Source organism: Catenulispora sp. GAS73 (assembly GCF_041262085.1).
GTDB lineage: Bacteria > Actinomycetota > Actinomycetes > Streptomycetales > Catenulisporaceae > Catenulispora.
Genome location: NZ_JBGCCM010000012.1, coordinates 1 through 20337, shown reverse-complemented (window position 1 = coordinate 20337; position 20337 = coordinate 1). Strand labels below are relative to the sequence as shown.

Annotated in this window: 18 protein-coding genes and 2 pseudogenes; 10 read left to right on the top strand and 10 right to left on the bottom strand. The window is 71.4% G+C overall.

Features of this window, described 5'->3' with window-relative positions:
* The first annotated feature begins 125 nt into the window (after positions 1–125).
* Positions 126–905, top strand: coding sequence for an SDR family oxidoreductase (locus ABH935_RS19260; RefSeq protein ID WP_370379285.1), 780 nt, complete (start codon positions 126–128; stop codon positions 903–905).
* A gap of 67 nt (positions 906–972) precedes the next feature.
* Here ABH935_RS19260 and ABH935_RS19255 read toward each other — a convergent pair whose 3' ends face one another.
* From ABH935_RS19255 to ABH935_RS19245, 3 genes and pseudogenes are all read right to left on the bottom strand, one after another.
* On the bottom strand, positions 973–1665 hold the full coding sequence (locus tag ABH935_RS19255) for a TetR/AcrR family transcriptional regulator (protein WP_370379284.1): 693 nt from the start codon (positions 1663–1665) through the stop codon (positions 973–975).
* A 162-nt stretch (positions 1666–1827) separates the two neighbouring features.
* Complete coding sequence (locus tag ABH935_RS19250; RefSeq protein WP_370379283.1) at positions 1828–3432, bottom strand: DHA2 family efflux MFS transporter permease subunit; 1605 nt, start codon at positions 3430–3432, stop codon at positions 1828–1830.
* 191 nt (positions 3433–3623) lie between these two features.
* A pseudogene (locus tag ABH935_RS19245) lies at positions 3624–3731 on the bottom strand (SDR family NAD(P)-dependent oxidoreductase); the annotation flags it as partial.
* Here ABH935_RS19245 and ABH935_RS19240 point away from each other — a divergent pair.
* Positions 3722–3766 (top strand): annotated as a pseudogene (locus ABH935_RS19240) (hypothetical protein); the annotation flags it as partial. The pseudogenes ABH935_RS19245 and ABH935_RS19240 sit on opposite strands and share 10 nt — an antisense overlap.
* Positions 3767–4033: 267 nt before the next feature.
* Here the strand turns inward: ABH935_RS19240 and ABH935_RS19235 are convergent.
* Together ABH935_RS19235 and panB are read right to left on the bottom strand one after the other, a co-directional pair.
* The gene (locus tag ABH935_RS19235; protein WP_370379282.1) at positions 4034–4669 is read right to left on the bottom strand and encodes a hypothetical protein; all 636 of its coding nucleotides are present in this window, start codon (positions 4667–4669) and stop codon (positions 4034–4036) included.
* A gap of 68 nt (positions 4670–4737) precedes the next feature.
* Entirely contained in the window at positions 4738–5634 is an 897-nt protein-coding gene (gene panB, locus ABH935_RS19230; protein ID WP_370379281.1) for a 3-methyl-2-oxobutanoate hydroxymethyltransferase, read from the bottom strand.
* Between the two features lie 185 nt (positions 5635–5819).
* On the opposite strand from panB, the gene ABH935_RS19225 reads away from it, so the two are divergent.
* Together ABH935_RS19225 and ABH935_RS19220 are read left to right on the top strand one after the other, a co-directional pair.
* Positions 5820–7163 carry an MFS transporter gene (locus ABH935_RS19225; RefSeq protein ID WP_370379280.1) on the top strand — a complete coding sequence of 448 codons (1344 nt, stop codon included), beginning with the start codon at positions 5820–5822 and terminating at the stop codon, positions 7161–7163.
* A 35-nt stretch (positions 7164–7198) separates the two neighbouring features.
* The gene (locus ABH935_RS19220; RefSeq protein WP_370379279.1) at positions 7199–8638 is read left to right on the top strand and encodes a LamG-like jellyroll fold domain-containing protein; all 1440 of its coding nucleotides are present in this window, start codon (positions 7199–7201) and stop codon (positions 8636–8638) included.
* Positions 8639–8691: 53 nt separating this feature from the next.
* Here the strand turns inward: ABH935_RS19220 and ABH935_RS19215 are convergent, their stop codons facing one another.
* The gene (locus ABH935_RS19215; RefSeq protein WP_370348801.1) at positions 8692–8904 is read right to left on the bottom strand and encodes a hypothetical protein; all 213 of its coding nucleotides are present in this window, start codon (positions 8902–8904) and stop codon (positions 8692–8694) included.
* Between the two features lie 42 nt (positions 8905–8946).
* Between ABH935_RS19215 and map the strand changes: the two genes are divergently transcribed.
* Positions 8947–9804, top strand: coding sequence for a type I methionyl aminopeptidase (gene map / locus ABH935_RS19210; RefSeq protein ID WP_370379278.1), 858 nt, complete (start codon positions 8947–8949; stop codon positions 9802–9804).
* A gap of 79 nt (positions 9805–9883) precedes the next feature.
* Here map and ABH935_RS19205 read toward each other — a convergent pair whose 3' ends face one another.
* Positions 9884–10570: a bifunctional DNA primase/polymerase gene (locus tag ABH935_RS19205; protein WP_370379277.1), complete on the bottom strand. Its 687-nt coding sequence runs from the start codon at positions 10568–10570 to the stop codon at positions 9884–9886.
* Positions 10571–10688: 118 nt separating this feature from the next.
* Here ABH935_RS19205 and ABH935_RS19200 point away from each other — a divergent pair, with 118 nt between their 5' ends.
* A complete protein-coding gene (locus ABH935_RS19200; RefSeq protein WP_370379276.1) occupies positions 10689–11468 on the top strand; it encodes a tyrosine-protein phosphatase in 780 nt (259 codons plus the stop codon).
* Positions 11469–11521: 53 nt separating this feature from the next.
* Here the strand turns inward: ABH935_RS19200 and ABH935_RS19195 are convergent, their stop codons facing one another.
* The 3 genes from ABH935_RS19195 to ABH935_RS19185 form a co-directional block, all read right to left on the bottom strand.
* Entirely contained in the window at positions 11522–12304 is a 783-nt protein-coding gene (locus tag ABH935_RS19195; RefSeq protein ID WP_370379275.1) for a hypothetical protein, read from the bottom strand.
* Between the two features lie 124 nt (positions 12305–12428).
* Positions 12429–13670, bottom strand: coding sequence for a fumarylacetoacetase (gene fahA, locus ABH935_RS19190; RefSeq protein WP_370379274.1), 1242 nt, complete (start codon positions 13668–13670; stop codon positions 12429–12431).
* Between the two features lie 19 nt (positions 13671–13689).
* Positions 13690–14529 (bottom strand): hypothetical protein, encoded by an 840-nt coding sequence (locus ABH935_RS19185; RefSeq protein ID WP_370379273.1) that lies wholly within the window; start codon positions 14527–14529, stop codon positions 13690–13692.
* A gap of 102 nt (positions 14530–14631) precedes the next feature.
* Between ABH935_RS19185 and ABH935_RS19180 the strand changes: the two genes are divergently transcribed.
* The 4 genes from ABH935_RS19180 to ABH935_RS19165 all read left to right on the top strand — a co-directional run.
* Positions 14632–15819, top strand: coding sequence for a homogentisate 1,2-dioxygenase (locus ABH935_RS19180; RefSeq protein ID WP_370379272.1), 1188 nt, complete (start codon positions 14632–14634; stop codon positions 15817–15819).
* Positions 15820–15933: 114 nt separating this feature from the next.
* The gene (locus tag ABH935_RS19175; protein ID WP_370379271.1) at positions 15934–17061 is read left to right on the top strand and encodes a hypothetical protein; all 1128 of its coding nucleotides are present in this window, start codon (positions 15934–15936) and stop codon (positions 17059–17061) included.
* An 81-nt stretch (positions 17062–17142) separates the two neighbouring features.
* Positions 17143–18048, top strand: a complete 906-nt coding sequence (locus tag ABH935_RS19170) for a class E sortase (protein WP_370379270.1) — start codon at positions 17143–17145, stop codon at positions 18046–18048.
* Positions 18049–18402: 354 nt separating this feature from the next.
* Positions 18403–20337, top strand: a 1935-nt coding sequence (locus tag ABH935_RS19165; protein WP_370379269.1) for a DEAD/DEAH box helicase, incomplete at its 3' end; no start/stop codon positions are given.

Here is a 20337-nt window from a genome sequence, read left to right as displayed (position 1 = left end):
CCGGCGGGCCGGGCAGGGCTCGCAGGCCGAGCAAGGCTCGCGCGTTAAGCAAGGCCTGCAGGCCAAGCAAAGCTCGCGGGCTGAGCGCGCCCCGGCGGGGTAGAGGACACGGCAAGGAGGCCGACATGATCCTGGTGACCGGAGCGAGCGGCACGCTGGGCCGGACGCTCGTCCCGACCCTGACCCGGCGCGGAGCGGACGTACGCGCCCTGAGCCGCCGGCCGCGCGGCGGCAGCGGCCCCGGCGGACCCGGCTCGTTCGAGTGGGTGGTCGGGGACCTGGCCGGTGGCGCGGGGCTGGACGAGGCGGTGGACGGGATCGACGTGATCGTGCACGCCGCCTCCAACACCCGCGGGCAGGGCAAGGGCGACACCGACGCGGTCTGGCGGCTGCTGGAGGCGGCCAAGCGCGGCGGGCGGCGGCCGCACCTGGTGTACATCTCGATCGTCGGCGTCGACCGGATCCCGTTCGGCTACTACCGGGTCAAGCACGAGGTCGAGCAGGCGATCGAGGCGAGCGGCCTGCCGCACACGATCCAGCGCACCACGCAGTGGTTCCAACTGCTCGACACGTTCCTGACGCTGGCGACCAAGTCCCCGGTGGTCCCGGTGCCCGCCGCACCGTTCCAGCCGCTGGACGCCGCCGAAGCCGCCGTACGCCTGGCGGACCTGGCCGGCGGCGAGCCGCTGGGGCGCGCCGAGGACATGGGCGGACCGGAGCTGCTGGACGCCGGGGAGATCGCGCAGGCGTATGTGCGCGCGACCGGGAAGCGACGCCTGCTGGTGCCGCTGCGCGTGCCGGGGAAGGCCGGGCGGGCCTTCCGGGCCGGGGCGCACACGTGCCCTGAGAGCCGGCAGGGCAAGAGCACGTGGGCGGAGTACCTGGCGGGCAAGTACGGGGCCTGACGGCTCCCGCAGACACCGTCTCAGCGCACGACGACGCCCACTGTCGGCACCGTCTCAGCGCGTGCCCTCAGCGCGCGCCGATACCTTCCAGAAGTGTGTCCACCAACGCCCTGACGAACGCGTCGTCCACCGGCCGGCCCGGATGCTCGGCCTTCATGGTGTGCACGATCGGCCCGGCGAACATCCGCACGCCGAGCTCCACGTCCAGATCCGCGCGCAGCTCCCCGGCGGCGATGCCGTGTCGCAGGATCATGCGAAGCTGCTCGCGCCGCGGCTCGATCGCCACCTGCTGATACTTCTGCACCAGCTCAGGGTGCAGCTGCGCGGCGGCCATCACCGAGGCGAACACCAGCCCGGCCATGTCCTCGTGCATGATCTCGACCATGGTGTCCAGGTACTCGACGATCCGCTCGCGGGTCGAGCGGTCGTCGCTCAGGTCCGGCGGCGGGCACTCCTGCCACAGCGTGGCCATCGAGTCGACGACCAGGCTCTCCTTGTTCGGCCAGCGCCGGTAGACGGTGGCCTTGCCGACCCCGGCCCGGGTCGCGACCTGCTCCATGGACAGCGCGCCGTACGGCACTCCCTCGCTGAGCAGCCCCAGGACCGCGTCCAGGATGGCCCGCTCGGCGGCCTCGCTGCGCGGCCGGCCGGGCCGGCGGCGGCCGTCCCGCACGCCGGCGCAGGCCGGGTCGTCGCAGGCGCCGTCCACGTGCCCGGGATGGCGCTCGTCGGGGCGGGGGCCGTCATGGATCATCGTCATAGCGTTCCATCATCTCCTCGATGCGGGGCCGATGGGGACAACACGGGAGAAACGGCACCCCGGCGGCTCGCGAACCGGCCCGCCGGCCGACCGCCGGACGCCCATGATCGGGCGTCGCGGCGGGTCGGGTCATGTCCTGCCGTGCTGTGTTCCAGGTCCCGCTCAGGCCACTCCGGCGGCTTCGGCCGCGGCGGCGTCGGTGCCGGACTGCGCACCCCGCTGCGGACCGGCCGCGGCGCCGGCCTGCTTGCGCGGCAGCCAGGCCAGCGACACGATCGCGGCGAGGAAGGCCACGACGGCCGAGATCGTCACGGTCATGTGCATCGCGTGGATGAACGCCGCGTCGGCCTGCGGGTAGAAGCGGACCAGCGCGGGCAGGTGCTCGCCGGCGCCCTTGGTGGCCTGGATCGAGCCGTCGATGTTGTGCAGCGCGGAGGGGTTCGGGACCACGGTCTTCAGCGGGCCCTCCATCCGGCTGCGGTATGCCGTGGTGAGCAGGGTGCCCAGCACCGCGACGCCCAGCGCGCCGCCGACCTGCCGCACGGTGTTGCTCACCGAGGAGCCGACGCCGGCCTTCTCCCGGGGCAGCGAGGTCATGATCGTCGTGGTCGCCGGCGGCATCACGTTCGCCATGCCCATGCCCTGCAGGAAGAAGATCAGCAGCAGCAGCCAGGCCGCCGAGGTCTGGGTCACGAACTGGTACATCAGGAACGTGACACCGATGGTCACCATGCCGAAGGTGGACACCGCGCGGGCCCCGAAGCGCTGCACCAGCCGCGCCGACATCGGCGAGAAGATCAGCTGCGCCACCGCGAACGGCGTCAGGAACAGACCGGCCTTCAGCGGGCTGTAGCCCAGCACCGACTGCAGGTAGAAGGACAGGAAGAACAGCACGCCCATCATCGCGAAGAAGGACATCGCGATCAGGATGATCGAGGCGGAGAACGGCCGCGAGCTGCGGAACAGCCGCACGTCCAGCGCCGGGTGATCGGAGCGCAGCTCCCAGAACACGAACAGCGCGCTGAGCACGATGCCGCCGGCCAGGGTGCCCCAGATCTGCGGGTTGGACCAGCCCAGGTCGCCGCCGCGGATGATGCCGTAGACGAACACCACGATCCCGCCCATCGACAGGACCACGCCCAACGGGTCCAGCTTGCCCGGCTTGGGGTTCTTCGAGTCCGGCACCAGGAACGACATCGCGATCAGCGCCACGATGATGACCGGCACGTTGATCAGGAAGACCGAGCCCCACCAGAAGTGGTCCAGCAGCAGACCGCCGAGCACCGGGCCGATGGCCACGCCCAGGCCCACGCCGCCGGCCCAGATGCCGATCGCCTTCGGCTGCTCCTTGGGCTCGAAGACGTTGGCGATGATGGCCAGCGTGGCCGGCATGATCGCGGCGCCGAAGAAGCCCATCGCGGCCCGGGTGATGATCAGCGCTCCGGGGCTGCCGGCGTACGCGCACAGCACCGAGGAGATGCCGAACCCGACCATGCCGGCCATCAGGATCTTCTTGCGCCCGAACCGGTCACCGACGATCCCGAAGGTGAACAGCAGGCCGGCGAAGACCAGCGTGTAGGAGTTGATCGCCCATTCCAGATCCGACTGCGAAGCCCCCAGACCCGGCTGGTGCGGATCGTTCTTGGGCTGCGAGATGATCTTCAGGGCGACGTTCAGGATCGTGTTGTCCAGCACGACCACGAGCAAGCTGAAGATGAGTACGCCGAGGATCGCCCACCGGCGCCTCTGCAGGGTCTCCCGATCCATGTTCCCCTATCCCCTCGATCGGCGCGGATCAGATACGGAACGCACCCGTATCGATTTCCTGCGGCGACTGTACGCCGGGGCTTATCGAAACGCAACCGTTCCGTATTGAATTCCGCGGGACGCGCGGGGGCTGGTCAGGCGCCGGAGCGGACGCCCAGGCCGCCGTCGGGGAGTCCGGCGGCGGGAACGCCGTCGAGGCCAGTGACCATGACGCGATAGCCGCGGGATTGGAGCAGTTCGGCGGTGGCCTTGCCGATGCCGCTGGTGCCGCCGGTGATCAGAGCTGCTGGTGTCTGCATTCGCCCGCGAGGCAGGCGTCTCCCAGCGCACGCTGTTCCGCTACTTCGGCACCAAGGAAGACCTGCTCGGCGGCAACCAGCAGCGCTTCGGGCAGGTGCTGGTGGACACGATCGGCGAGCAGCCCGCCGAATCAGACGTCTGGGACGTGCTGCGCGCGGGGATCGTCGCGGTGCTGGCGTTGCACGAGAGCCACGAACAGGCTCTGAAACGCTTCCGTCTGCTGCACGACACCGCTTCGCTGCGCGCCGGGTGGTTCGAGAAGCGGCTGCGGTTCCAGGACGATCTCTGCCGATCTACCGAACTACCGATACGTGTCCGCAGACCCGCCGGAAACCTGGTCGATCAGCGCGGTCAGCCGGTCGCGGAACCCGAGCCGCGGACCGCTCCCCCGGTTCCCCCGGCCGCCCCGGCGGCCGTCGCCCTCCCCCGCCGTCGCGGCGAGCAGGTGCTGCGCGGCGTCGAAGCCGGGCACGATCCCGTTCTCCGGCACCAGAAGCGCGTCGTGCGAGATGGTCAGCAGTTCGCTGGAGGTTTCTTCGTCCTCTGCGAGAGTCAGGATCGCCGCCCCGCGCCGGCGGGCGTCGTCGACGCGCTCCAGCAGCGGCGCGCCGGGGTCGTCGGGGGCCACGATGAAGACCGCCTCGCCTTTGCGGGCCTGTTCCAGGCGGGCCAGCGGGACCGCCAGGTGCGGGGGCGCGCCGTCGGGGACCTGGTGGCGCACCAGCGTCGGTACGAGCTGCGGCAGATTCGCCAGACCGGCTTCGGTGTCCAGGTGCGCGGCGAGGTGCCAGGGTTCCTCTTCCGGGGTGCCGACCAGCAGCAGGCCGCCCGGGCTACGCGGGGCGCGGCGGAGGCTGCGGGCGAAGCCGCGACATTCGCCGAACCACGGGGTGCCGCTGACGAGTTCACGGAGGAAGGTGGTCTGCTCGGCATCCATGGCATTCATACTGCCGGTCCGGGCGCCGCCAGGACACCCGGACCGGGATGTTCAGTGAGGATCAGGGCTCAGTGGTACGAGTGCGACTCGTCCGGGTACGCACCGTGCACCACGTCGCTCGCGAAGGCCCGCGCCGCGTCGCCGAGCAGCGCGCGCATGTCCGCGTACTGCTTGACGAACTTCGGCACGCCGCCGGGCGTCAGGCCCGCCATGTCGGTCCAGACCAGGACCTGCGCGTCGGTGCCGGCCCCGGCGCCGATGCCCACGGTGGGGATGTCGATCTCGGCGGAGACCCGGGCGGCCAGCTCGGCCGGCACCAGTTCCAGCACGATCGCGAAGGCGCCGGCGTGCTGGAGCGCCTTGGCGTCCGAGATCAGCTTCTCGGCCTCCTCGTCGCCGCGTCCCGCTATCCGGTAGCCGCCCAGGACGTTCACCGACTGCGGGGTCAGGCCGATGTGCGCCATCACCGGCACGCCGGCCTGCACCAGCGCGTCGACCTGCGGCAGCACGCGGCGGCCGCCTTCGAGCTTCACCGCGCCGACCCCGGACTCCTTCATGAACCGCGCCGCGGTCTCCAGGGCCTGCGCGGGCGAGGACTGGTAGGACCCGAACGGCAGGTCGCCGATCACCATGGCGCGCTTGGTGCCGCGCACCACGGCGCCGGAGAGCATGACCAGCTGGTCGACGGTCACCGGCACGGTGTTCTCGTAGCCGAGGTGGTTGTTGCCCGCCGAGTCCCCGACGAGCAGGACCGGGATCCCGGCCTCGTCGAAGACGCCGGCCGTGAGGGCGTCGTAGGCGGTGAGCATGGCCCACTTCTCGCCCTCGCGCTTGGCCTTGGCCAGGTCCCGGACGGTGACCCGGCGCCCCGTGCCGGTCCCGCCGTACAGCGAGAGCTTCGGCGAGGTGGCTGCGGATGCTGGAGATACTGCGGATTCCTGCGTGGCGCTGCTTTCAGCGGACATGCTGGCTTCTCCTTGAAGAGACGACTCGAGGCGCCGAAACGGCGTACCCGGACGAGGCTGATCGTCTCACGCCGCGCATCCCTTGTTAAGGGGCCGCGAGCACCCGCGCGACCCACCCGTGACTCGGCTCACACGAGTGGAAAGTCGTTTGCGGAGCGTGGGCACCGGCCCGAACAATCGGCCGCGTGACCGGAGAACCCGCGGCGTCCGGCGGCGCGCCCCCACAGGCCCGCACGCCCCGGCGTCGTCGATGGCGCGAGCTGAGTGTCGACCTGACGCCGCTGCGGGTGTCGCGCGACTATCGGTTCCTCACCGCCTCGTCGGTGATCTCGGGTTTCGGCTCCTTCCTCACCTATGTCGCGGTCCCCTTCCAGATCAAGGAACTCACCGGATCCGCGCTCGCGGTCGGCCTGCTCGGCGCCACCGAGCTGGTGCCGCTGGTGGTGTGCGGGCTGTGGGGCGGCGCGCTGGCCGACGCGATGGACCGGCGCAAGATGGTGGTGGCGACCGAGGCCGCCGCGGCGCTGTTGGCGGTGCTGCTCCTGCTGAACGCGCTGCTGCCGCATCCGGCGCTGTGGCCGATCTACGCGCTGACGGCCGCGTTCGCGGCGGCGAACGGCCTGCAGCGGCCCTCGCAGGAGGCGATCGTGCCGCGCATCGTGCCGCCGGACCTGGTGGTGCCCGCCGGGGCGTTGCAGTGGATGCTGGGATCGTTCACGCAGATCGCGGGGCCGGCGGTGGGCGGCGTCCTGGTCGCGACGACGGGGCCGACGGTCTCCTACCTGGTGGACGCGGCGACGTTCGTGATCTCCGTCGGCTTCCTCCTGCGGCTCAAACCGTCGCCCCAGGGCGAGGACGCCGAGCAAGCCAGCCTGCGCGGGATAGCCGCCGGATGGCGTTACGCGCGCAGCCGTCAGGAGCTGATCGGGACGTACGTCGTGGACATCGCGGCGATGGCCTTCGCGATGCCGACCGCGCTGTTCCCGTTCCTCGCCGACCACCTGCACGCCTCGTGGTCCCTGGGACTGCTGTACGCCGCGCCCGCGGTCGGCTCGGCACTGGTCTCGATCACCAGCGGCTGGACGAAGCACGTCCACCGGCACGGCCTGGCGGTGATCTACGCGGCCGGCGCGTGGGGCGCGGCGATCGCACTGGTCGCGGCGACCCAGCAGGTGTGGATCGTGCTGGCCTGCCTGGCCGCCGCCGGCGCGGCGGACGCGGTGAGCGGAGTGTTCCGGATGTCGATCTGGAACCAGACCATCCCGGACGCGCTGCGCGGCCGGCTGGCCGGGATCGAGATGCTGTCGTTCTCCACCGGACCGATTCTGGGGCAGGTGCGGGCCGGGTCGATGGCGGCGTTGCGGGGCCCGGTGTTCTCGGTCGGGTTCGGCGGCGTGGCCTGCGTCGGGGCGGTGGTGGGGCTCGCGGCGTGGCTGCCCGGGTTCCGGCGCTACGACGCGCGCACCGACACGCACGCCGTCGCGGTCCGGGCCGAAAGGCTGGCGGCCCACGCTGAGCCCTCCCTATGATCGAAGGCCTTTACGGGTCCGAACAGGGGGTTGACATGGACAACGGGGACCGGAGTGTGCCGCCGTGGGGCGTGCCGCCGGATACATCGGGGGATTCCGGCGGGCCGCCGCCGGGCGATGCTTGGCAGGGCAACGGTTTCGGGGGGCCGAACGGGGCGCAGCAGGGTGGGCCGCAAGGCCAGGCGCAGGGTCGGCCGCAGTGGGGATCGCCGGGGGAATCACAGGGTTCGATGACGTCGTTCCCGCTCGCGGCGACCGGCGCGTACGCGGCCGTCCGGCCGCCGGAACCGCCGCCGATGCGGGCCGCACCGCAGGCACCGCCGCCGATGACGTCCTTTCCGCTCGCCGCGACCGGCGCCTACCAGGCGGTCGGGCAGCAGGGCGGCACGGACCTGTCGGCCAGCGGATTCCGCGCGGTTCCCGGGATGGCGCCCGAGCCGGGCAACCAGTTCGGCGGCCCGATGGGACCCGGCGCCCCGAGCGGCCCGTTCGGCCCGCCGGGACCGGCCGGACCGACCGGAGCACCGCCCTCGGGCGGGACCGACAAGCGTCGCAGGGCCCTGTTCATCGGGGCCTCGGCGCTCGCGGTGGCCGGTGTCGCCGCCGGAGCGATCGCGTTCGCCGCCGGCGGTGGCGGCAAGAAGCAGCCGGGACCCGCGTCCCCGACGGCCCCCAGCTCGGCGCGGGCGGCCGCCTCCACCGGCGCGACCGGCCCGGGCGGCCAGAACATCAGCGGCTCGGGGTCCCCGTCGTCCAGCCGCGGCGGGCAGAACGTGCCGAGCAGCACGCCGTCGTCGTCGAAGCCGGTCGCCGCGCCCGCGCCGGACGTGCTGCGCTGGCGCCTGAACGACAAGGTCGGCAGCACCACGGCCGCGGACGGCTCGGGCAGGAACCACGTCGGCGCACTGTCCGGCGCCGCCGGTTTCTCGACCGCGCACGGCGGGTCGGCGGAGTTCAGCGGCGCGGCGAACCAGATCAAGGGCGGCCAGATCCAGACCAGGGGCCCGGCGATCGACACCACGAAGAGCTTCACGGTCTCGATGTGGGTCGACCAGACCGGGCTCAGCACGCCCACGAAGTTCGCCGCCGCGTTCAGCCAGGACGGGCCGCAGTGCTTCGCGTTCACGTTCAGCTATTCGACGGAGTCCAAGACCTGGTCGTTCGTCCGGTCGGAGGCCGACAGCGCCAACCCCAAGACGGTCAACGCCGGCGCGACCGCCCCGACGCCGATGAACACTTGGGTCAAGCTGACCGGGGTCTACGACGCGCAGGCCGGGACGATCGCGTTCTTCGTCAACGGCGTGCCGCAGGGCGGGCCGGTCAAGACCGGGTCGGCGCCGTACGCCGCGACCGGGCCGTTCGCGATCGGACGGAGCTGGTACGGGAAGTTCGCGTCGAACCCCTTCAAGGGGTACATCTCGGACGTGCAGGTGTTCGGCCGGGCGCTGTCGGCCGACGAGGTGAAGGCGCTGTAGCGGCTGTGGACCAGTGGTGAGCCCGGACACCACGCGGGTGTCCGGGCTCATCGCTAGCTGTCAGCGTCCGCGGCCTCGTCCGCCTTCTTCCACGCCTCGTTGCGCTCCTGCACGCGTTGCAAGGCGTGTTCGGCCTCCTCCTGGGTCGCGTACGGCCCGAGGCGGTCCTTGGCGGCGCAGGCGCCCGCCGGCTCGACCAGGCCGTGCTTCACGCAGTAGTACCAGCCGTCGTCGTCCGGCGGCTCGCCCTTCTTGGTCCAGCGCATCGCACTCTCCCTGCTGTCACCGGGTGCCTAGACTGTCTGACTATGGCGACACTCGTACCCGGCACCGTCTCTCCCACTCTGCCCGTCCCGGCGTCGATCAAGCGACCGGAGTACGTCGGACGCAAGGGACCCAAGCCGTACACCGGCGGTGAGGTGCAGGACGCCGAGACGATCGAGAAGATGCGGGTGGCCTCCCGGATCGCCGCCGACGCGCTGGTGGAGACCGGCAAGGCGGCCAAGCCCGGCGTCACCACCGACGAGCTGGACCGCATCGGGCACGAGTACCTGCTGGACCACCGCGCCTACCCCTCCACGCTGGGCTACAAGGGCTACCCGAAGTCGATGTGCACCTCGGTCAACGAGGTGATCTGCCACGGCATCCCGGACACCACGGTGCTGGAGGACGGCGACATCGTGAACGTGGACATCACCGCCTACATCGGCGGCGTGCACGGCGACACGAACGCCACCTTCGAGGTCGGCACCGTCGACGAGGAGTCGCACCTGCTGGTGGAGCGCACGCGCGAGGCGCTGGACCGGGCGATCAAGGCGGTCCGGCCGGGCCGCCCGATCAACGTCATCGGCCGGGTGATCGAGAGCTACGCCAAGCGCTTCGGCTACGGCGTGGTCCGCGACTTCACCGGACACGGCATCTCCACGGCCTTCCACACCGGCCTGATCATCCCGCACTACGACGACCCGCACGCCACGCTGGTGATGCGGCCGGGAATGACGTTCACCATCGAGCCGATGCTGACGCTGGGGACCGCCGACTACGAGATGTGGGCCGACAAGTGGACGGCCGTGACGCGGGACCGGAAGCGGACCGCGCAGTTCGAGCACACCATGGTGGTGACGAACGACGGCGTCGAGGTGCTGACGCTGCCTAGCGGGGAGTGACCTGCGAGGGTCGCCGGTGACGGTGGTCCTCGAACCTCAAGTCGCGCTCAGGCCGTGCACAGACGGCGCTGGACCGCCCTCAGGCCGCCGAGAACTCCGCGAGCACGTCGGCCAGCACCTCCAGCACCACCACCGCGTCGGGCAGCGGCGTGCCGTCGGCGGGCCAGTACACCCAGCGCGCCGTGTGGCCGGACATGCTCACCGACGGCGGCACGAAGACGTAGCTGCCGCGGTCGTGCCAGCGCAGACCGGGGTGCTCCTGCAGGGTCTCCGGGCGGCAGTCCAGGGAGCTGGACCACCACTCGTCCTCGTCGACGTCGTCGGTGTCAGGGTTCGTACGCGGCGCGGTGAAGAACAGGTAGCGGCCGTCCACCTCGGCGACCGGGCCGGGGGCGGTGCCGGCGACCAGGATGCGGCGCAGGGCGTCGGCACCGGCCTGTTCCGGGACGTCCAGGACGGAGTGGGTCTTACCGGTCGGCGTGACGTAGTTCGCCTCCGGGTGCCGGACGCGCCACAGCGCCAGGCGTTCGGGGTCGGTGCTGGCCTCGACCTGCCACGCGCGGGACAGCGGATGCGCAGCCGGCTCGGGGCATCCCAGGCGGTCGCAGCTGCACGAGCCCTCGCGCGGGGCGGCGGCCGGGACCACCGCGAAACCCGCGGTGACCAGCCGGTCGAGCGGATCCAGGAGCCCTTCCGAGCGCAGCCCATCGGGGGAAGCGGCGTGCTCGCGCTTCCGGTTCTTGGCAGGTCGCCAGCTCCTCGGCACCCAAGCCCCCTGACGTGGTCGAAGGCCTAACGCGGTAAGGGTCAGGATACCTTGCGGCAACCGGGTCTTCGTCAGGGGGTGCCAGTGGGGCGAAGCGTGGCGCGGGTAGCGTGTGCGCGTGACCACACCTTCGGAGGGGAACGACGAGCCCGCGGTCGTTCCCCGTACCGACCGCCGCATCCCGTTGGCCGGCACCTTCAACGTCCGGGACGTCGGCGGCTACCCGGCCCTCGGCGGCACCGTACGCGCCGGCCGGCTGCTGCGCGGCGACGCGCTGCACCGCCTCGACGACGCGGCCCGCGCCACCCTGGCCGGCCTGCCGGTCCGCACCGTGGTGGACCTCCGCGAGGACTTCGAGGCCCGGCTGTCCCCCGACGCGCTGGAGGGCACCGGCATCTCCGTGCTCCGCCTGCCGGTCTTCCGCTTCAGCGGCGACTCCTTCGGCCGGGCCCCCGACGACCTGAAGTCGGTCTACGACCACATGGTCGACGCCTGCGGCACGGTCCTGGCCACCGCCGTCGGCCACGTGGCGGCCCCGGAGGCGCAGCCGGTCCTCGTGCACTGCTCGGCCGGCAAGGACCGCACCGGCGTGGTGGTCGCGGTGGTGCTGTCGCTGCTCGGCGTCCCGGACGCGGTGATAGCCGAGGACTACCACCTCACCAGCGCCTACCTGGCCGAGGAGTTCACCCAGGCCGTCGAGCAGCTGCAGGCCTCCACGGGCCTCGGCCAGCGGCTGAACGGCCTGGCGCTGGCCTGCCCGCCGGAGCTGATCCTGGCGACGCTGGAGCGGATGCGCGCCGCGCACGGCTCGGTGGAGGAGTATCTGCTGGCGCACGGGTTGACCGCGGAGCAGATAGCGGAGCTTCGCAGGAACCTGATAGAGCCGGGCGACGGCTGACGCGTGACGCCTGAGGCCTCACGAAGCCTGGCCGCGTTGCTTCACTACGTCGCTCAGGGCGCCACGTAGCCGAAGACGCTCTGCGCGAACTGCGCGCTGTCCGACAGGCTCATCGCGGCCGGCGTCTCGACGGCGCCGAGGAACAGGTCGCCGTTGGTCCCGCCGGTCCACACGCACAAGTTGTACTTGTCGGGCAGCACCCCGCAGCTCATCACCAGCGAGGACGCCGCGGCGTGCGCGTCGAACGACTGCTGCGGGACGATCCCCGTCGCCCCGAGCGCGGTGAGCGTGCCGTCGACGACGTCCGGAAGCGGCGGCACCGGCCGCCTCAGCTGGCCGAGGACGACGATGTAGGTGCTCGCAGCGGATTCGGCGTCCCCATAGCCGGTCGCATTGAGGTCGAGCAGCTGCGGACGGTAGTTCGCGGCGATCGCCTGGTAGACGCGGGACTTGGAACCGAAGTCGGCGGTCCGGTGCACCGGCAGGCCGGAGGGCGCGACGGCGGCCATGGTCTCGACGACCTTTTGGCGGTCGCCGTTGCCGCTCTTCGGCAGTGCGCCAGCCGACGAGGCGGACGACGAAGCCGAGGAAGCCAACGCCGACGCGCTGGATGCCTCAGCCGAGGCCGAGTCGGACGCCGAGGACGCGGTCGCAGCCGACGAGGCGGCGGCCGTGGAGGACACACTCGACGTCCCCCCGACCGGCGTACCCGGTGCGCCCGGCGTGCCCGGCGTGCCCGGCGGGCTCGTCGCCGAACTCGCGCACGCCGCTGCCCCGAAGGCCACCACACCCGCCAGCCCGCATGCGCCGGCCAGCCGAAGCCGTGTCAGTTCCATGATTTCCCCTTTGCCCGAGAGGTGCGTTACGCGGCCGAGCGTAAGGGGAGGATCACCAAGCTGTGGATAGAGACATTCGCCCTAGGTTCTGTCCCTGTCATCCACCGACCACTGCGAGCAGCGCCTACAACTCCGGCTGCCGCACCGCCGACTGGATCGTCCCGACGACCTCGCCGAACCCGATCCGCGTCCCGTTCGGGCCCGGCGCGACGCCGCCGATCGCGACGGTGTCGCCGTCCACCAGGAACGTGCGGGTCGAGCCGTCGGCCAGGGCCAGGGGTTCGGTGCCGTTCCAGGTCAGCTCGATGAAGGAGCCGCGCTGTTCGGGCAGGGGGCCGGAGACCGTGCCGGAGGCGTAGAAGTCGCCGGTGCGCAGGCTCGCACCGTTGACGGTCATGTGCGCCAGCTGCTGGGCCGGGGTCCAGTACAGGCCGGCGAACGGCGGGGTGGAGACCGTGTGGCCGTTGAGCTTGACGTCCAGGTGGATGTTGTAGCCCCAGGTCTCGCCCTGCAGGTACGGCAGCGGGACCGGGTCCTGGTACGGCGGCGCGACGCGCGCGTCCTGCAGCGCCGCCAGCGGCACCACCCACGGGGAGATGGAGGTCGCGAAGGACTTGCCCAGGAACGGCCCCAGCGGGACGTACTCCCAGGCCTGGATGTCGCGCGCGGACCAGTCGTTGACCAGCACGACGCCGAAGACGTGGTCCTGGAACTCCTCCACGTGCACCCCGCCGCCGAGCGGCGAGGGTGTGCCGACCACGAAGCCGACCTCGGCCTCGATGTCCAGGCGCACGCTCGGCCCGAACCGCGGCTCCTCGTCGGTCGGGGCCTTGCGCTGGCCGGAGGGCCGCACGATCGGGGTGCCGGAGGGCACGACGGTGCCGGAGCGGCCGTGGTAGCCGATCGGCAGGTGCTTCCAGTTCGGCAGCAGGGGTTCGCTGTCCGGCCGGAAGATGCGGCCGAGGTTGGTGGCGTGGTCCTCGGAGGAGTAGAAGTCCACGTAGTCCGCCACCTGGAACGGCAGGTAGAGCACCACGTCGGTGAGCGGCACCAGCAGCGGCTCGACCGCCTTGCGGCGCTCGGGGTCGGTGAACAGCTCGGTGAGCCGCTCCCGCACCGCCGCCCACGCCGGCGCGCCGAGCGCCATGAAGGGGTTCAGCGTGCCGATCGCGAAGTACGCCGCCGGCTCCTCGATCGTGCCGTCCAGCAGGCTGGCCGCCGCCAGCGCGCCGAGGCTGACGACGAAGTCCCCGATCCGGGTCACCACGTGCGCCGGCCGCTCACCGTGGGTCGCGACGCCGTAGGGCAGGTTCTCGACCGGGAAGTCGGTCGGGTCCGGGAGCGGGACCCAGGTGGGCTGTGTCATAACCGTCCTTGCAGTCCTTCTACTCAGTGGGCAGCAGACCGAGCTTTGACAAGTCGTCGATCGGCTCTTGGAAACTACAGGAGCCGAAGCCGTGGAACAGATCCCGGGTCCGGGCCGTGTCCTCGACCGTCAGAGCTTTGACACGTTCCGCCAGGTCGGCGCCGTCCGTGACGGCCAGGACCGCCGCCACGTCCTCGATCTCCGCGCCGTCGCTCGCGCGCTCGGCGGCCAGCAGGACGTTCAGGAAGCCGTGGTGCGTGAACCCGGTCCCGGCGTCGGTGTGCCGGATCGCGTTGTGCAGCCCGGCCGTGCACTTCAGCCCGAGCTCCAGATCCGCGCAGCCGACCAGGAACTCGGCGACGGCCAGCGGGGTCGGGAACGCCTCGGCGGTCAGCCCGCCGGTGCGCAGCTTGGCGTGCAGCAGCTCGCGGCCGGTCACCGTCGGGAGCAGGGAGCGCATGTCGGCGGGTGCGATCTCGATGTAGGCCTCGACGCCGTAGGGCAGCCGCCGCTCCAGCTCGTCCAGGCGCTCGCCCGGATGGCGGATCTCCGCGGTCTCCAGGATCAGCCGGTCGTCGTCTTCGAGCTCTGCGAAAGCCGCCAGCAGACCGTCCACGCCGGTGTCGGCGATCAGGCCGAGACGCAGGCCCGCGTCCTCGTCGAGCAGCGGTTTCAGGTCGGCGAGCTTGGAGACCGGGCACAGGAAGCGGCCGAGCATGCCGCTGTGAACGCCCGCGTCGTAGGCCAGGTGCGCGGGCACCGCCTCGGGCATCGGGGCGTCGCCGGGCGGGAACAGCGCCGCGTCGTCGATCAGCTCTGCGAACAGGACGCCGAGGGCGCCGGGGTCGGCGGTTGACATGACCGCCACGGTAGCCCATGGTCGAAGAGAGCGGACAGTAACGTCCGATTATCGAACACATTCCAGCCCGGAGCGGCTGACACAGTGAAGGGGACGGCGGCGATGCCCTACTACCGCGCCGTGGGCGAGATCCCGCACAAGCGCCACACCCAGTTCCGCCGGCCGGACGGCGCGCTGTACTCCGAGGAGCTGATGGGCGTCGAGGGCTTCTCCTCCGACTCCGCGCTGCTGTACCACGTCGGGCTGCCCACGGCGATCGTCGACTCCGCGGAGTGGGAGCCGCCGGGGCCGATCTCCGGGGCGGTCGCGAACCGGCCGCTGAAGCCCCGGCACTTCCTGACCCACAAGCTGGACGGCTCGGGGCTGGACGCCGTGACCGGTCGGCATCTGTTGCTGGGCAACGGGGACGTGCGCCTGTCGTACGTCGCGGCCACGGAAGCCTCTCCCCTGTACCGGAACGCCATAGGCGACGAGTGCGTGTACGTGGAGTCCGGGTCCGGCGTCGTGGAGACGTCGTTCGGCGCGCTGGCGGTCGGCCAGGGCGACTACGTGATCCTGCCGACGTCCACGATCCACCGCTGGGTCCCCGCCGCGGGCTCCGGCGAACCGCTGCGGCTGTTCGTGATCGAGGCGACCGGACACATCGGCCCGCCGAAGCGCTACCTGTCGGCCAAGGGGCAGTTCCTGGAGTCCTCGCCGTACTGCGAGCGGGACCTGCGCGGCCCGAGCGAGCCGCTGCTGGCCGAGGGGTCGGACGTGGAGGTGCTGGTCCGGCACCGCGCCGGCGGCACCCGGCTGACGTACGCGCACCACCCCTTCGACGTGGTCGGCTGGGACGGCTGCCTGTACCCGTACGCCTTCAACATCGCCGACTTCGAGCCCATCACCGGCCGCGTCCACCAGCCGCCGCCGGTGCACCAGACCTTCGAGGGCCCGAACTTCGTGATCTGCTCCTTCGTGCCCCGCAAGGTGGACTACAACCCGCTGTCGATCCCGGTGCCCTACAACCACCACAACGTCGACTCCGACGAGGTGCTGTTCTACACCGGCGGAAACTACGAGGCCCGCCGCGGCTCCGGCATCGGCCAGGGCTCGATCTCCCTGCACCCCTCCGGCCTGACACACGGCCCCCAGCCGGGCGCCGCGGAGCGCTCGATCGGCGCGGAGTTCTTCGACGAGCTCGCGGTCATGGTGGACACCTTCCGGCCGCTGGAGATCGGCGAGGGCGGCGTGGCTTCTGAGGATCCGGGGTACGCGTGGACTTGGTCGGGGCGGCATAACGGGGCTTGAGAACGCGAGGTCTGATGCCTCGAAACCGCTCTGACCGCCGAAACCGCCGACCTCCCGGCCAAGGGACGGCCCGGCACACCGTTGAGGCGGCCCGGGTTCGGGTAGCGTCACCATGTGCTGAGAAGGACTCTGGCCGCCCTCGGGTGCGCGGCGCTGCTCGCCGGTTTCGTGGTGGCGCAGGCGCCGACGCGCGCGTCCGCGGCTTCGTGCCCTGATCCAGGCTTCGATCTCCAGGCCTCGCGCCTGTGGGACGCGGCGGGCACCAAGGGAAGCGGCGTCACCATCGGCGTGGTCGGGGCGCCGGACCGCGTCGTCGAGGCGGCTTGCGCGATCAGCGCACTGGCCCCGGACGCGACCGTGGCGTCGGGCTCGGCGAGCGGGGCGATCGTGGTCGTCGCCGACACCTCGGTCGATCCCGCGTCGATCGCCGGTCAGGCGCTCGTGATCGCGGCGGCCGGGGACACCGGGGGCCCGATGACCCAGCGTCCGCAGGGAGTCGTGAATGTGGCCTCCGCGCAGGTGACCAAGACCGCGCAGCCGTCGTCCGCCTGGGGCGATCAGATGACGTTGGCGGCGTTCGGCAACGACACCTCGACCGCCGCCGGTTACGTCGCCGCACTGGCCGCGATCCTGCGCGCCGACCACGGCGACTGGCCGGCGCGCCAGGTCGTCGCGCAGATGGCCGGTTCGATCTACGGGGCGTCCGGGGCCAGGCACGACGCCCGGTTGGGGTACGGGGTCATCCAACCCGTGCAGGCGGTGAGTACGAGTCCGCCGGTCGATCCCGAGTCCCTGCCCGGGTTCGACGCGTTGTTCCCGGTCAACCAGCCGCCGCGGACCGGCGCCTCGCCGAGCACGCGGTCGGCCCCGACGAGCGCGGCGTCCGGGGCTTCCGGCGCTCCGTCGTCGAATTCCTCAACGGCTGCCACCGGATCTTCTTCGGCCACGCAGACACCTCAGACCTCTGCGCCGGGCACCACCGACACCGCCAACATCTGGCCGACCAAGCCGGTCTTTCCCACGAGTCCCTCGAACGGGTCACACGCGGCGGCGGGCAGCGGCGGTGGGTCCGGGGGCTTCAGCCCGATCCTGTTGATCGGGTTCGTCGTGATCCTCGCTGGTGGCGGGTACGTGCTGTGGCAGAGGCGGCGTCAGCCCAAGGCTGCGGCCGGAAAACCGGAGGCGGAATGGGAGGCTCCCAGTGGTCCGCGGCATTCGGGATACAGCCCACCGGAAGAATGATCGTCCGCTAAGTTGTGGCCCATGCCGCAAAGCCACCGGGGCCCGCAGGAACCCAGAGGTTTCTCCCCTAACGTGTCCGGCATGAATGGCGACGAGGCGCCGACGGAGTACATCCCGCGGATCACCGACTTCCCCTCCCCCGCGGAGGCGCAGACGGAGTACATCCCGAAGATCGTCCTCACTCCGCCGCCTCCGTCTGGGTTCCCCGGTGAGGACGGATACCCGGCGTCCCAGACCGAATCCGAGCCCGAACGTCCTCGGTCGGCGCGCGGCTCGGCACGGGTCGCGCGGCAGGCGCAGCGCAAGTTGGTACTTCTGTCCAGCATCGGTGAGGTGCTCATCACGCTCGGCGCGGTGATGGCGCTCTATGTCGTCTACACGCTGTGGTGGACGAACGTCGAGGCGCACAAGGCCGCCAACGCCGAGGCCAACCAGATCCAGCAGCAGCTGAAGCCGGCCGGGCCCAGCGGGGCGCCGAAGTCGACGTTCGCGCCGAGTGAGGGCTTCGCGCTGATGACCATCCCGGCCATCGGGAAGGACGACATCCCGGTGATGCAGGGCGTGGACAAGGAGAAGGTGCTCGACAAGGGCGCCGTCGGGCACTACACGACGCCGGCCACCGCGATGCCGTGGGACCCGACCGGGAACTTCGCCGTGGCGGCGCACCGGCGGACGTACGGCGAGCCGTTCCGGTACATCAACCAGCTGCGAACCGGCGACCACGTCGTCGTGGAGACCACACACGGCTGGTTCGTCTACGCGCTCGACAAGGAGCTGCCGCAGACCGACCCGACCAACATCGGGACGATCGCGCCGATCCCCAAGGGCGGGCCGTTCACCAAGCCCGGCCGCTACATCACGCTGACGACGTGCACGCCGGAGTGGGCTTCGACGTACCGGCTCATCTGGTGGGGCCACCTGGTGCGGGTGGACCCGCTGAACGGCCCTGCGCCGGCCGAGCTGAAGGACCCCAACCGGCACGCCTGACCGCGCTCTTGACACAGCTGACCTGCGCGATTCTTGGAATCGAGACCCTGCCCGCTACCATGGATCGAAATCCAAGCGAACGCTGCGCGGGACAGGTCACCTTAGAAGCCGGTCGGAAACCGGCTTCCGTCATGTGACGCAGAACGCAGTGGCCCGGGAACGACGTTTCCCGCCCAGCCACTTCAGGCGCGGCTATCGCCTACCTGGTCATCCAAAACTGGAGCCAGGCCGCCTTAGTGACCGTTCTGTAGTACCGCTGCGGCGCAATCCATGTGCTCGCACGCCCCTGAGAACGTGTCCGTTTTCAGAAGGGCTTTATCAGCCATGTCTGCAATCACCCCTGAGAATGATGTCGTGCGCGAAAGCGCTGACATCGACGAGACTCTTGCTCTGGAGACCGACGAGGTCCTGGAGAGCGAGGCTCTTGAGACCGACGATCTTGAGATCGACCTTGAGACCGACGAGGTCGCGGACCTCGACGAGACCGAAGACCACGACGAGGACGACGACGAGGCCGAGGGCTTCGACGACGCCGAGACCGTCGACACCGACGCCGCCGGCTCCGAGCCGGTCGCGTTCACCGAACTGGGCCTGCCCGAGGAACTGGTGAAGAAGCTCGCCGAGAACGGCGTGCAGACCACCTTCCCGATCCAGGCCGCGACCATCCCGGACGCCCTGGCCGGCCGGCACGTGCTGGGCAAGGCCCGCACCGGCTCCGGCAAGACCCTGGCCTTCGGCCTGGCCGCGCTGGCGAACCTGAAGGGCAAGCGGGCCCGCAAGGGCAAGCCGCTGGCCCTGGTCCTGGTGCCGACCCGCGAGCTGGCGATGCAGGTCAGCGACGCGCTGCAGCCGTACGGCTTCGCCGTGGGCGCGGACATCGCCTCGGTCTACGGCGGCGCGCCGATGTACAAGCAGGTGTTCGCGCTGCGCCGCGGCGTCGAGGTGCTGGTGGCCACCCCGGGCCGGCTCACCGACCTGATCGAGCAGGGCGAGTGCGACCTGTCCGAGGTCGAGATCGCCATCCTGGACGAGGCCGACCAGATGGCCGACATGGGCTTCATGCCGATCGTCTCGGAGCTGCTGTCGCAGACCGACCCGACCGGCCAGCGCCTGTTGTTCAGCGCGACGCTGGACGGCGCCGTGGACGAGCTGGTCCGCCAGTACATGACCGACCCGGTCCTGCACTCGGTCACCCCGGACAGCGACGACTCCGCGCAGATGGACCACCACCTGCTGATCGTGGAGCCCGCGGACAAGGCCCTGGTCACCGCCGAGATCGCGGCCCGGCACACGCCGGGCGACGACGACGGCCGGCGCACCATCCTGTTCGCCCGCACCAAGCTCGGCGCGGACCGCATCGCCGAGAAGATCCGCGAGGCCGGCGTCTCCGCGCTGGCCCTGCACGGCGGCATGACCCAGCGCGCCCGCACCAAGACCCTGGCGGACTTCAAGGACGGCCGCGTCCCGGTCCTGGTCGCCACCGACGTCGCCGCCCGCGGCATCCACGTCGACGGCATCGACCTGGTCCTGCACGTCGACCCGGCCGGCGACCCCAAGGACTACCTGCACCGCGCCGGCCGCACGGCCCGCGCCGGCGAGAGCGGCACGGTCGTCACGCTGGTCCTGCCCAAGCAGCGCAAGAGCACGGTGCGCCTGCTGGAGTCGGCCGGCATCGACGCCGAGCTGACGAAGGTGACCCCGAGCTCCGCGGAGCTGCGCGAACTGACCGGCGGCCGCCCGGTGGCGGAGTATGTCGCCGAGGCTGACGCCTACCACGCGGCCCGCCGCGCGGCGCGCGAGGCCCGCCTGGGCGGCGACGACCGCCGCGAGGGGCGCGACAGCCGCGACGGTTTCCGCGGCGGCCGCGAGGGCTTCCGCCCCGGACGCAGCGAGTTCCGGCAGGACCGGGACCGCTTCGACCGCGGGCACCGCGACAGCCGCGGCTTCGGCGGCGGCGAGCGCGGCTCCGAGGGCCGGGGCGGGTTCGGCGGCGAGCGGCGGTCGTTCGGCGACCGCGACGGCTCGCAGGGCCGCACCGGCGGCTTCAGCCGAGACAACCGCGGCGGTTCCGAGAACCGCAGCGGCGGGTTCAGCGGCGAGCGTCGGTCCTTCGGCGACCGCGATGGCGCGCAGGGCCGCACTGGCGGCTTCAACCGGGACAGCCGCGGCACCGAGGGTCGCAGCGGCGGGTTCGGCGGCGAGCGGCGCTCGTTCGGCGACCGCGATGGCGCACAGGGCCGCAGCTTCGACCGCGACAACCGCGGCGGTTCCGAGAACCGCAGCGGCGGG